Below are 13,128 nucleotides of genomic sequence, written 5' to 3'. Positions count from 1 at the left end.
TCGGGTGCTCCTTAGCGTGGTGCGGCGTTCACGCGCGCGAGCCGCAGGTTGGCCAGCGAGAGCGCGGCCACCATGAAGAAGATGAGCGTGGAGATGGCGGCCGCGAGGCCGAAGTTCTGCCCCGAATCCTGGAACGCGATGCGGTAGGTGTAGGACACCAGGATGTCGGTGGTGCCCGCCGGCACCTTGGTGTTCAGGAAGTCCGGCCGCCCCTTGGTGAGCAGCGTGATGACCGTGAGGTTGTTGAAGTTGAAGGCGAACACCGAGATCAGCAGCGGCGTCAGCGGCTTGATGATCAAGGGCGCGGTGATGCGGGTGAAGTTCACCCAGGGCGACGCGCCGGCGATGGCCGAGGCCTCGTACAAGTCCGCGGGCACGGCTTTCAGCAGGCCGCTGCACAGCACCATGATGTACGGATAGCCCAGCCAGGTGTTGACGATGAGGATCATCGCCTTGGCCAGCGTCGGGTCCGCGAACCAGGCGGGCCGCACGCCGAACAGCGCTTCCAGGATGGCGTTGATCTCGCCGAAGTTCTGATTGAACAGGCCCTTGAACACCAGGATGGAGATGAAGCTGGGCACCGCATACGGCAGGAACAGCAGGGTGCGGTACACCGCCTTGAAACGCAGCGCCTCCCAGTTCAGCAGCACCGCCAGCGACATGCCGATCACCAGCGTGAACAGCACGGTGAGCGCCGAGAACGCCACCGTCCACAGGAAGATGGCGAGGAAGGGGCTGCGGAAGTCCGCATCGGTCACCATGCGGGCGTAGTTCGCCAGGCCTACACCCACCTTGAAGCCTGGCTGCAGGCGCTCTCCAGCCGCGTTTTCATAAAAGCCGCTGCCATGGTTGGGCCGGTAGCTGCGGCCGTCTTCCACCGAGGTGATGGAGCCGTCGGCATTCGCCTTCCACACCGGCTTCAAGGGCGCGAACTCCCGCACGCCCACGTACTTGAGCGTGGTGTTGTCGGGCAGCGCCAGCTCCAGCTGCATCAGCACGTCGCGATGCTTGAGCACCTGGGCCAGCGGCAAGGCCGGGCCGAGGGCGGCAGCGTCGCCGGCCAGTGGCTGCAGGGCGGTCTTGCCCAGCGGCGGCAGGCGTAGGCCGAGCGGCTCGGTCGCGTACCGCTGCGTGCCGGCCTGCTCGCCCGCGGGGTTGAGCACCAGGCGGTAGTCGCCACCTTGCGCATGCAGGCTGTAGCTCATCAGCCGCGATTCGTCCGGCGTGCTCTGGTCCAGCAGGTACTGCGTGGCGCGCTCGAAGCTCAGCAGGTGGGTGGACGAGTAGTTCGTGAACCCGATCTGCGCGGTGTAGAGCATGGGGAACGCGACGAACACCGCCATGCCGGCCAGCCCCGGGAAGAGGTAGCGGTAGGCGAACGCCACGTTGGACAGGTAGACATAGAACCCCAGCGACACCAGCGCCAGCAGGCCCACCGCCCACAGCACTTGGCCGGCGGCATAGATGTTGAACACCAGGTACAGCAGCACCAGCCCGAGCGCGGCGGCCACCGGCCACTTGAGCCAGCCGGTGGCATGGCGGGGCGCCGCCAGGGGCGCAGGGGCGAGGAGGGTGGCGCTCATTTCACGAGGATGCGCGCGGCCGCGCCGTCGAGTGCGTCCTGGGGCGACTGCTGGCCGTTGGTGATGGCCTCCAGCGCCGCGTCCACGGCGGTCCAGAAGCGGCCGGTCTCAGGGATGTTGGGAATCGGCTCGCCATGGCGCGCGCTCAGCGCCGTGGCGCGGATGTTCGGGTCGGCTGACAGCTCGGCGTAGAAGGCCCTGCTGGCCGGCACGCCCAGCGGCACATCGGCATTCACCACCCGCAGGCCTTCGGGGCGCATGAGGTGGTTCTCGATGAACTCGCGTGCGATGTCCTTCACCTTGCTGGGCGCGGAGATCATGCAGCCGAGCACGCCGATGAAGGGCTTGGCGGGCTTGCCATCCACGCCGGGAATCGGCGCCACCCCGAAGCTGATGCCGCTCTTGCGCGCGTTGTCCCAGGCCCAGGGGCCGGAGATCATCATCGCGATGTCACCGCGGTTGAAGCCCGCTTCCATGTCGGCGTACACCGCGCTCTTCGGCATCACGCCGCCGTTCACCAGGCCGCGCAGCAGCTCACCGGCGCGCACCGCGCCAGGGGTGTTCACGCCCACCTTGGCCGGGTCGAAGTCGCCCTTGGCGTCGCGCTGGAACACATAGCCGCCCGCGCCGGCAAAGATCGGCCAGCTGAAGAAGGCCTTGTTGTATTCCCAGAGCACCGCCTTCTTGCCCTTGGCTTTCAGCGTGCTGTCCAGCGCCACCACCTCGTCCCAGCTGGTGGGCGGCGTCTTCACCAGCGCCTTGTTGTAGATCAGGCCGATGGCTTCGATGCCGATCGGGTAGCCCCAGAGTTTGCCCTGGTAGCGGAAGGCGTCCCAGGCGGTGGGCTCCACGTCCTCGCGCACCGCCTTGGCCGGCCGGATGGGCACGATGAGGCCCGCCTTGGCCCATTCACCCGCACGATCGTGTGCCCAGCAGAAGATGTCCGGCCCCTTGCCGGCGCCCACCGCGGCCTGGAACTTCGGCGGCGCATCCTCCGGGTGTTCCACCACCACCTGCACGCCGGACACGCGGGTGAAGGCGTCGCCCACCTTCTGCAGCCCGGTGTAGCCCTTGTCGCCGTTGATCCAGACCAGCAGCTTCAAGGGGGCTTGAGCGTGCGCGCCATGGGCGCAGCACAGCGCGGCCAGCAAGGCCGCCAAGGCAGGGCGCTTCATCACTGCAGCGCGCCGCTGGCCGGCCTGGCGTGGCGCCGGAACGCGCGGCCGTCGGCGTCAAAGAGGTAGCAGCTGTCGGCCGCGATGCCCAGGGCGAGCGTGTCGCCCTGGCGCACCCGGGTGCGGCCGTCCAGCTGGCAGGTGAGCGCCTCGTCCATGCCGGGGAAGTTGCAGTAAGCCTGCGTCAACCCGCCCAGCGATTCGACGAAGGTGACGCTGGTGCTGAGCGTGTTGTCACCACTGCCGAGCTGGAAGTGTTCGGGCCGCACGCCCAGCGTGAGCTTGGCGCCGGGCTGGGCGGTGGAGGCGTCCACCGCGCAGCGCACCTGCGCGCCATTGGCCAGCTTGACCACCGCCTCGGCGCCGCTGCCCTGCACCAGCTCCACGGCAATGAAGTTCATGCGCGGCGAGCCGATGAAGCCGGCCACGAACAGGTTGTCGGGGTGCTCGTACAGCTCCAGCGGTGTGCCCACCTGTTCGATGCGGCCGGCCGACAACACGACGATGCGGTCGGCCAGCGTCATGGCCTCCACCTGGTCATGCGTCACGTAGATCATGGTGCTCTTCAGGTCCTCGTGCAGCTTCGCGAATTCATAGCGCATGCGCACGCGCAGGGCAGCGTCCAGGTTGGACAGGGGCTCGTCGAAGAGAAAGACCTCTGGCTTGCGCACGATGGCGCGGCCGATGGCCACCCGCTGGCGCTGGCCGCCGGACAGGTCTTTCGGTTTGCGGTGCAGCAGGTGGTCGATGTGCAGGATCTTGGCGGCCTGGGTCACCGAGCGGTCGATTTCGGCCTTGGGCACCTTGGCCAGCTTCAGGCCGAACGCCATGTTGTCGTACAGGTTCATGTGCGGGTAGAGCGCGTACGACTGGAACACCATCGCGATGCCGCGATCGGCCGGCGGTACTTCATTGACCACGCGGCCGCCGATGGACAATTCGCCGCCGGTGATGTCCTCCAGGCCGGCGATGGTGCGCAGCAGGGTGGACTTGCCACAGCCCGACGGCCCCACGAACACCATGAACTCGCCGTCGCGCACTTCCAGATTGATGTCGCGCAGCACCTGCACGTCGGCAAACGCCTTTTGAACATTCACCAGTCGAACGTCTGCCACTTCGTGCCTCCGGCGGCCGCGCCGGGGAGGGCGGCTCAGTCTCGCTCATGTCGGGTTTTGCCCTGCTCACCGGCAGGATGTAGCCAATATACATTTCCAGTAGCGCATGAGCAATGCGGGTTGGCACTGGGTGAACGCCGGTTCTCCCTCTGTTGGTGAATCCGATAGGTTCTCGGCGCTGTAGTGCAACTACACTTTTGACTCTGCTCTTTTCTGATCAGCCACACCATGAATCTTCAAGAACGCGCCGCCGGCGTGCTGCTGCACATCACCTCCCTGCCCGGGCCGCATGGCGTGGGAGATTTCGGTCCCGGCGCCTACCGCTTCGTCGACTGGCTGCGGTCCGCTGGCCAGCGCGTGTGGCAGATCCTGCCCAGCAACCCGATCGGCCCCTGCGAGTCGCCCTACCAGAGCGTGTCGGCTTTTGCAGGCAGCCCGTTGATGGTGGCGCTCGAGCCCCTGGTGGAGCGCGGCTGGCTGCCGGCGCCCGAGCTGCCGGCCGAAGGCTTCGACGTGCGGCGCGTGGACTATGCGCGTGTGGTGCCCTGGCGCGTCGCGCAGCTGAAGGCGGCCGCCCAGGGCTTCTTCGAGCGCGGCAGTGCGGAAGACAAGCGCGACTTCGACAGCTGGTGCACCGCCCAGTCGAACTGGCTGGACACCTATGCGCTGTTCATGGCGCTGAAGTCGGCACACGGCGAGCGGCCCTGGTGGGAATGGGCCGAACCGCTGAAGCGGCGGGACCCCCAGGCCCTGGCGCAGGCGCTGAAGACGCATGCGGAGGCGATCGGCTTCTGGCGCTTCGTGCAATGGAACTTCGGCGGTCAGTGCACGGCGCTCAAGGCCTACGCCAACGAACGCGGCGTCTCCATCATGGGCGACCTGCCGATCTTCGTGGCGCACGACAGCGCGGACTGCTGGGAGCGACCGGACCTGTACTTCCTGGACGAGCAGTTCCAGCCGACGGTGGTGGCCGGCGTGCCGCCCGACGGCTTTGCCGCCACCGGTCAGCGCTGGGGCAACCCGCTGTACCGCTGGGACCGCATGGCCGCGGAAGACTTTGCCTGGTGGACGGCGCGCATCCGCCGCATGCTGGAGCTGGCCGACGTGTTCCGCATCGACCACTTCCGCGGGTTTGCGGGCTACTGGGAAGTGCCGGCCACCTGCCCCACGGCGATGGAAGGGCAGTGGGTGCCGGGCCCGGGCAAGGCACTGTTCGAGGCCATCGAGCGCGCACTCGGCAAGCTGCCCATCGTGGCGGAGGACCTGGGCCTGATCACGCCCGACGTGATCGAGCTGCGCGATGCCTTCGGCTTCCCCGGCATGCGCATCGTGCAGTTCGCCTTCAGCAGCGATGCCAATGACCCCTTCCTGCCGCACAACTACGTGCGCGAGACGGTGGCCTACACCGGCACGCACGACAACCACACGGTGGTGGGCTGGTGGGACACCACCGCGCCGCGCGAGCGCCAGTACGCTGCGCGCTACCTGGGCGCCACGCGGGCGGACATCCACTGGGCCATGATCCGCGCGGCCTGGAACTCGGTGGCGAACCTGGCCATCGCGCAGTTCCAGGACGTGCTGGGCCTGGACGGCAAGCACCGCATGAACCTGCCGGGCACCACCTTCAACAACTGGGTGTGGCGCTTCGACTGGCCGATGGTGACCGACGCCGCGCGGGAGCAGCTGGCTCACGTCACGGCCGGCAGCCGCCGTGCGCCGTTCCACATGCTGGCCCTGCCGGGCTGACGCGCGGCGCACGCGCTACTTCAGCTCGAGGATCAGCACGGAGCGTGCGGGCACGGTGAGCGTGCTCGCCAGGTCGTGCACCTGGCCGGTGAACACGTCGGTGCCCAGGCGCCGGCCGGCCATTGCTTCGGCAAATCGCGCCGTGTCCAGCGGCACCGCCTCGCGCGACTTGTTCAGCACCACCATCACGCGCTGGCGATCGTCGTAGCGGAACCAGGCATAGGTGCCCCGGTCGGGCGTGTAGTGCATCAGCTTGCCGTGGTGCACGGCGGGCTGGCCCTTGCGCCAGTTCAACAGCCGGCGCAGGAAGGCCTGCATGTCCTTCTGTGGGGCCGACAGGCCGGCGCCGGTGAATCCGTTCACCGTGTCGCCCGGCCAGCCGCCGGGGTAGTCGCGCCGCGTGGCCCCGTCGTCGCGCTGCGTGGGGCTGGCCATCAGCAGGTCGGTGCCGTAGTACAGCTGTGGAATGCGCGGCATGGTCAGCACATAGGCCAGGGCCATCTTCACCAGCGCCGGGTCCTCGTGCAGCACGCTGAACAGGCGCGGCACGTCATGGTTGCCCTCGAACAGCACCATGTTCATCGGCTCGGGATAGAGCTGGTCGTTGGCCAGCGCCGCATACAGCTCGCTCAGCCCGGTGAACATGCCGTCGTCGGCCACCAGCGCGCGCCGCAGTGTCTCGTGCAGCGGGAAGTCCATCATGCCTGGCGTGTGCGAGACATAACCGTCAGGGTTGCGGCGGCCGCGCAGCCAGTACGACACCACCACCGGGTTGCCGCTCCACTCCTCGCCCACGATGTTGAGCCGGGGGTACTCCTGCATCACGCGGCGTGACCATTCGGCCAGGAAGGCGGTGTCGGAATAACCGTAGGTGTCGGTGCGCACGCCGGCCAGCCCCGCGTATTCGATCCACCAGATCGTGTTCTGGATCTGGTAGGTGGCCACCAGCGGATTGCGCTGGTTCATGTCCGGCATGGTGTCGGTGAACCAGCCTTCGGTGAAGTTGCGCTTGTCGGCCTGTGAGGCGTAGGGATCGCTGATCGCGGTGCGGAAGTGCTGCGTGGGGACAAATTGGCCGCCGTGGGTGAGCCAGTCGGGCGCGGGCAGGTCCTTCATCCACCAGTGGCCGGAGCCGATGTGGTTGAGCACGATGTCCTGGATGACGCCGATGCCCTGTTGCCGCGCCAGCGCCACCAGGCGGCGGTAATCCTCGTTGCTGCCAAAACGGGCGTCGATCCTGTAGAGGTCGGTGGCCGCATAGCCGTGGTACGAGTACTTCGGCTGGTTGTTCTCGATGAGCGGCGTGGGCCACAGCATGGTGTAGCCCATGGCGGCAATGTCGCCCAGGTGGTCCACCATGCCCTGGATGTCGCCGCCATGGCGGCCGGCCGCATCGTTGCTGCGGTCGGCGGTGTCGGCAAAGCCCGGCAGGTTGTCGTTGGCCGGGTTGCCGTTGGCGAAGCGGTCGGGCACCAGGTTGAGGAAGACATCGGCCGCGCTGAAGCCGCGCCGCTGTGCGGACCCCGGCTCGCGCGCGAGCAGTGCATACGGTTGGTGCAGCACCTGGGGGCCATGCTGCAGGCGCAGGTCCAGCGTGCCGGGCCGGGTGCCGGGGGCGATGTGCAGGTCGATGAACAGGTAGTTGGGGTTGGGTGTGCGCGTCACGCCCGCGATGCGCACGCCGGGGTGGCGCAGGGTGGGGGTGAAGGCCGCAATGCCCGGGCCGTGCACCATCAGCTGCAGCTGCGGGCTCGCCATGCCCACCCACCAATGGGGCGGCTCCACACGGTCGACCAGCGAGGCGCCGGCTGCACCGGCAGGCTGCAGCAGCAGGGCGCAGAACAGGGTGGCAAGAAGGCGATGGATCATGCGGTGGTGTCGGTGGTCTCGCGAACGGTCTGCAATGTGGCGGCCAGTTGGCGTTGCGCGCGGTAGTGGCTGAGGAGTTGGTCGCGGCCGCGCCAATCGTCGCCGCCGAAAAAAGCGCCGCCGGCCCGGAGCGCGTCGTGATGGTGCACCAGGCTGTCGAGCAGCCAGTCCACCCGGCGCAAGGTCATCGGCGTGCAGCTGCGCCCGCTCAGGTCGTCATGCAGGTCCAGCACATGCGAGCGCCACAGCTCGCTGCGGTATAGCGCTTCGGCGCTGCCTTGCAGGGCCGTGTGCCAGCGCCGGACCAGCGAGTCCAGCCAGTCGATCACGTGCTGCGCTGCGCCCCGGGGCGCGATGGTGCTGCGCATCTGCCGATAGGCTTCAGTCGCCACAGCCTTCTCCAGCCGGAAGGCCTGCAGCGCCGCCGCCTCGCCGGCTTCTTCGGCCAGCGTCAGCAGGTGGGCGGCGTGGTGCCGGGTCTCGAAGCGTTCGGCCGGGTGGAACATCGGCTGGTCGCTGCCGTTGCCCGCGGAGTTGAACTGGCGCAGCGGGTCGAAGCGGTACATGTAGCCGAAGTCGAACAGGCGCAGCTGCCGGCCGTCGTCCAGGATGTTGCCGCTGCACAGGTCCCACTCGAACAGGCCCTCGGTCCACAGCGCGCACACCACCTCGAACAACTGCACCAGCCGGCGCTCGTCCCAATGCTGCACCGGTTGGCCCTCGATCCAGGGCGACAGGATGACGCCCTGGCGATACGCCGCGAACTCGGTGTCCACGATGGCGGCCCAGCGTTGCTCGCCGCCCGGCTGCCGCTTCAGCGCCTGCAGGTCCGCACGTCGCTGCACCTCGTTGAGGAACGAGGTCTGGCCGTCGTTGTTGTGCACCAGCGCCTGCGGGCGCGCGCGCTTGAGGGTCCAGTGGCGCGTGCCATCGGTGAGGCGGTACACCCGGGCGGTGAGGCCGGAGTCCAGCCGCTGCAGCACTGCTGCGTCGCCCAGGTCCAGCGTGGCGAGTTCGGCAGCGCTCCATGGCAGGCGGTCCGTGCTGCCCACCACCAGGTCGGCCCCACTGGCGGCGAACGCGAACTGCGCCGCGTGGCGTTCGGCGTCCAGGCTGCCGGTCACTGCCGCACCAAGTAGACCTGCACCGACTGCGCGGGCAGCGCCAGCGCCGCAGTGCCGCCTATGTCCGCCTTGCCGGCCTGGCCGCCTTTGGGATAAGCGGGCACGAGGGCGGCCCCCGCGGGCAGTTGGCCCACCCGAACGGTGGCGGGTGCGGTGGCGTAGTTCAGCAGCACCAGCGTGCGCTCGGTGCCCAGCGCGCGCTGGTAGCCCATGGCCTGCCCGGCCACGAACGCGTGCTCGTAGCTGCCGCGTGCAATGGACGGCAGCGTGTTGCGCAGGCGCAGCATGGCCTTGTAGAAGGAAAGGATGGAGTTGGCATCGGTCTGCTGCGCGGCCGCGTTGTTCGTGGCCACGTTGGCCGACAGGGCGCGGAACGGCCGGCCGCTGGTGAAGCCGGCGGTGGTGGTGTCGCCGGTCCAGCTCATCGGCGTGCGCAGCTTCGGGTCGCCGCTCAGGCCGGCGCCGCCTGCCATGCCCACTTCCTCGCCGTAGTAGATGAACGGCGTGCCGGGCAGCAGCAGGTAGGTGGCGGCAGCCAGGCGGTACTGCGCCGTGTCGCCTTTCACCTGGTCCCACAGGCGCTCGCCGGCAAAGATGTCGTGGTTGGACACCATGGTGGCCATGCCCAGCGGCGCGGTCTTGAACCAGTCGGCCACGGCCTGGATCGCCTGGGTGTCGCCGCGCGCTGCGGCGGCGATGTGGTGCTCCAGGCCGAAGGCGAAGGCGCTGCCGCAGGCCTCGGGCGCGGCCCAGGCGGTGGGGTGGGCGGTGGCCTCGCACACCAGGTGGCGCTTGTCGTAGCGCTTGACCAGCGCCTGCACCTGGCCCATGAGGGCGTAGCTCTCGGGCTGGTCGTTCCAGTCCCTGGCGTTGTTCTCGATCAGGTGCGGCACGGCGTCGAACCGAAAGCCGTCCAGCCCGCGGTTGAGCCAGAAGCGCAGGCTGTCGAAGTGGTAGTTCACCGCCGCCGGATTGCGGAGGTTGAAGTCCGGCATGTGCGGGCCGAAGGTGGCGTAGTAGCTGCTGCCGCTCTCCGCGTACCAGGGGTTGTGGCCCCACACGTCCCAGCCGGCGGGGGCGGTGTCCTGCCACACGAACCAGTCGCGCATCGGGCTGCTGCGTGAGCCCTTGGCCTGCACGAACAGCGGATGGCTGGCGGCGCTGTGGTTGATCACGTAATCCATGATCACGCCGATGCCGCGGGCGTGGGCCTGGCGCAGCAGCTCGTCCAGGTCCGCGAGCGTGCCGTAGTCGGCCTCGATGCCCCGGTAGTCGGTGACCGCGTAGCCGTGGTCGTGGTCGGCGCTGCGGGTGATCGGCATCAGCCACAGGCCCTTGACGCCCAGCGCCTTCAGGTAGTCGAGGCTCTGCGTCAGCCCGCGCAGATCACCGATGCCGTCGGCGTTGCTGTCCTTGTAGCCGCGCACGAACACCTCCATGAAGGCACCGTGTTCCCAGCCGTCCGGCAGGACGCTGGGCTGGCCGGCGAAGGGCACGGGAGCGAGCTCGGTGGCGGGTTCCGGCGGCGTGGCGCAGGCGCCAAGGACGCAGGCAGCGGCGCACAGGAAAAGGCGATTCAGCATGCGCGCAAATGTAGTCTAGGTACATAGCAGCTTGTATTCGGGTTGTTCCGATGTGGGCGGCAGCCGTTGAAGCTCCGAGGGTTCGTCCTAAGAGAGTATGTAGTTTTACTTCTTTACGATGCGCAACTCCAGGGAGGCCTCCATTGAACTGCGCGCCGCGCCTTCGCCACCTCGTCGCATGGTTGGGACTGCAGTGCCTCGCCATGGCGGCGCATGCCGCAGGGTTCACGTACCCACCTGCCACCCTGAGCGCCTGCAATTCGCCGGACGCGCAGTCCGTGTTGCACTCGCTGCCCGCATCACCCGGCGCCACAGCACCGGCAACCCCTCCCGCCCACGAGGCGGCCGCGGTCTGGCTCGACCCAACGCTGATCCAGTGGCCGCAGGTCGCTGGCGGAGAAGAGCGCTTTCGCCTGCTGTATTCCCAAGCAGGCTGCCTCGTTGCCGTGCCGGGTCAGCCGGTGCAGGGCGCAGACGCGGCGGCCGTGCTCCGGCCGCGCGCGGCTGCGCTGCCCGACGCCTTGGCGAAGCGCTTCAAGTACCTGCAACCCGGCGTGGTGCTCACGCTGGATGCCGCAGCATCGCGCCGGCTGCCGCAGTGGCTGAAGGGCCAGTTGCTGCTGGTGAGGGAGGACGCGCAGGGCCGCGTGCTGCAGGCCACCCGCGTGCAGCACGCGGCGGCGCTGGACGCGCTGTATGCCGCGGCCGAGCAGGCGAACGACCTGGGCGCCTCGGCGACGGGCGGCCGCACAAGCTTCAAGCTCTGGGCGCCCACCGCGCAACAGGTGTCGGTGTGCCTCTATCCGGACGGCGACAAGCCGGCGCGATCGCTGCGGCCCCTGAGGTTCGACCCAGCCACCGGTGTGTGGGCCGGGCAGCACAAACGCATGCTCACCGGCCGCAGCTACACCTACCTCGTGGACGTGTTCGTGCCCGGCGTCGGCCTGGTGCGCAACCGCGTGACCGATCCCTATTCGCTGAGCCTGAATACCGATTCGCGCCGCAGCCAGGTGGTGCAACTCGACGATCCGGCGTTCAAGCCACCGCAGTGGGACGCGCATACGAGGCCGGACGCAGCAAAGGCGCTCACCGACCTCGTGATCTACGAACTGCACCTGCGCGACTTCTCCATCTCCGACGCCACCGTGCCACCCGCCCACCGCGGCAAGTACCTCGCGTTCACCGACACAGGGTCCAACGGCATGAAGCACCTGAAAGGCCTGGCCGATGCGGGCCTGACCGACGTGCACCTGCTGCCGGTGTTCGACATGGCCACGGTGCCGGAGGCCGGCTGCGTCACGCCCTCTGTCGGCGGCGCGCCCGATGGCACCACGCAGCAGGCCGCCGTGGTGGCGGTGAAGGACAGGGACTGCTTCAACTGGGGCTACGACCCCTTGCACTACACCGCACCCGAGGGCAGCTATGCCACCGACGCGGCCAATGGCGCGGTGCGTGTGCGCGAGTTCCGCCACATGGTGATGGCCCTGCATGCCGCCGGCCTGCGGGTGGGCATGGACGTGGTCTACAACCACACCGCCGCCTCGGGACAGCGAGCCCACTCGGTGCTGGACCGCGTCGTGCCGGGCTACTACCACCGGCTGGATGCGCGCGGCCAGGTGGAGCGCTCCACCTGCTGCGACAACACCGCCACCGAGCACCGCATGATGGGCAAGCTGCTCATCGATTCGGTGCTCACCTGGGCGCGCGCCTATGGCATCGACTCCTTCCGCTTCGACCTGATGGCGCACCAGCCGCGCGCGCTGATGGAGCGGCTGCAGCAGCGCCTGAAGGCCGAACTCGGCCGTGATGTGCCGTTGCTCGGCGAGGGATGGAACTTCGGCGAGGTGGCCGACGGCGCCCGCTTCGTGCAGGCCTCCCAGCACTCGCTCAACGGCAGCGGCATCGGCACCTTCAGCGACCGTGGGCGCGACGCGGTGCGTGGCGGCTCTGCGGGCGACGCCGGCGAGCAGCTGGTGCAGCGCCAGGGCTGGATCAACGGCCTGGGGTATGACCGCAATCTGCTCGCGCCGCCCGCCGACCGTGCGGCGCTGCTGAAGGCGGCGGACCTGGTGCGCGTGGGCCTGGCGGGCACCTTGCGCAGCTACCGCATGAACACGGCCGGCGGGGAGCTGCAGCCGCTGGAGGCCATGGACTACGCCGGCCAACCGGCCGGCTACGCCAGCCAGCCGGCCGAGGTGGTGAACTACGTCGAGAACCACGACAACCAGACCCTGTACGACAACAACGCGCTGAAGCTTCCCCGCCACACCTCGCGCGAGGACCGCGCCCGCGTGCAGCTGCTGGGCGCGGCAGTCGTCGCCTTCAGCCAGGGCGTCGCGTATTTCCATGCCGGGCAGGACGTGCTGCGCAGCAAGTCGCTGGACCGCAACAGCTACGACTCCGGCGATCACTTCAACCGCCTGGACTGGACGTACACCGACAACGGCTTCGGCGCCGGCCTGCCGCCCGAGCAGGACAACGGCACGTCCTGGCCGGTGTTCCGGCCGCTGCTGGCAGACCCGCAGCTCAAGCCCACGCCGGCCGACATCGCCTGGACGCGCGATGCCTTCCGCGACCTGCTGCGTATCCGCGCGAGCTCATCGCTGTTCCGGCTGCGCAGCGCCGACGAGGTGCAGCGCCGGCTGAGCTTCTTCAACACCGGGCCGCAACAGGAGCCCACGGTCGTGGCCGCAGTGCTCGACGGTCGCGGCCTGGCCGACGCCGGTTTTGCCGAGCTGGCCTACCTGATCAACGTGGACCTGCAGGCGCACGAGATCGACGCACCCGCGCTGCGCGGCCACCACTTCACGCTGCATCCCGTGCACACCCACGCGGGCGCGACCGACACCCGGGCCGCGACTGCGCGGTTCGATGCCGAGCGCGGACGCTTCACCGTGCCGCCGCGCACGGCGGTGGTGTTCGTGGTGCGGTGA

General features: G+C 68.7%; 8 protein-coding genes. 2 read left to right on the top strand and 6 right to left on the bottom strand.

Annotated elements, in window-relative coordinates:
* Nucleotides 1-11: 11 nt before the first annotated feature.
* The 3 genes from malF to VPH43_RS20455 are packed head-to-tail and all read right to left on the bottom strand — an operon-like array spanning nt 12 to nt 3,873.
* The gene (gene malF / locus VPH43_RS20465) at nt 12-1,583 is read right to left on the bottom strand and encodes a maltose ABC transporter permease MalF (protein ID WP_328579610.1); all 1,572 of its coding nucleotides are present in this window, start codon (nt 1,581-1,583) and stop codon (nt 12-14) included.
* Nucleotides 1,580-2,758, bottom strand: a complete 1,179-nt coding sequence (gene malE / locus VPH43_RS20460; RefSeq protein WP_328579609.1) for a maltose/maltodextrin ABC transporter substrate-binding protein MalE — start codon at nt 2,756-2,758, stop codon at nt 1,580-1,582. The genes malF and malE overlap by 4 nt, the downstream gene beginning before the upstream one ends.
* On the bottom strand, nt 2,758-3,873 hold the full coding sequence (locus VPH43_RS20455; protein ID WP_328579608.1) for an ABC transporter ATP-binding protein: 1,116 nt from the start codon (nt 3,871-3,873) through the stop codon (nt 2,758-2,760). The genes malE and VPH43_RS20455 overlap by 1 nt, the downstream gene beginning before the upstream one ends.
* 228 nt (nt 3,874-4,101) lie before the next feature.
* Here VPH43_RS20455 and malQ point away from each other — a divergent pair, with 228 nt between their 5' ends.
* Nucleotides 4,102-5,619: a 4-alpha-glucanotransferase gene (gene malQ / locus VPH43_RS20450; RefSeq protein ID WP_328579607.1), complete on the top strand. Its 1,518-nt coding sequence runs from the start codon at nt 4,102-4,104 to the stop codon at nt 5,617-5,619.
* A gap of 15 nt (nt 5,620-5,634) precedes the next feature.
* Here malQ and VPH43_RS20445 read toward each other — a convergent pair whose 3' ends face one another.
* From VPH43_RS20445 to VPH43_RS20435, 3 genes are read right to left on the bottom strand one after another with little or no spacing between them, the layout of a single operon-like run.
* The gene (locus VPH43_RS20445) at nt 5,635-7,488 is read right to left on the bottom strand and encodes a glycoside hydrolase family 13 protein (protein WP_328579606.1); all 1,854 of its coding nucleotides are present in this window, start codon (nt 7,486-7,488) and stop codon (nt 5,635-5,637) included.
* On the bottom strand, nt 7,485-8,612 hold the full coding sequence (locus VPH43_RS20440; RefSeq protein WP_328579605.1) for a hypothetical protein: 1,128 nt from the start codon (nt 8,610-8,612) through the stop codon (nt 7,485-7,487). Before VPH43_RS20440 ends, VPH43_RS20445 begins: the two co-directional genes overlap by 4 nt.
* Nucleotides 8,609-10,195, bottom strand: a complete 1,587-nt coding sequence (locus VPH43_RS20435; protein ID WP_328579604.1) for an alpha-amylase family glycosyl hydrolase — start codon at nt 10,193-10,195, stop codon at nt 8,609-8,611. Before VPH43_RS20435 ends, VPH43_RS20440 begins: the two co-directional genes overlap by 4 nt.
* Before the next feature lie 278 nt (nt 10,196-10,473).
* On the opposite strand from VPH43_RS20435, the gene VPH43_RS20430 reads away from it, so the two are divergent.
* Nucleotides 10,474-13,128, top strand: a complete 2,655-nt coding sequence (locus tag VPH43_RS20430; RefSeq protein ID WP_328579603.1) for an alpha-1,6-glucosidase domain-containing protein — start codon at nt 10,474-10,476, stop codon at nt 13,126-13,128.

Origin of the sequence: Ideonella sp. BN130291 (assembly GCF_036231905.1) — a bacterium.
Classification (GTDB): Bacteria; Pseudomonadota; Gammaproteobacteria; order Burkholderiales; family Burkholderiaceae_C; genus CAMLIZ01.
This window is presented reverse-complemented; position numbering and strand designations above follow the sequence as displayed.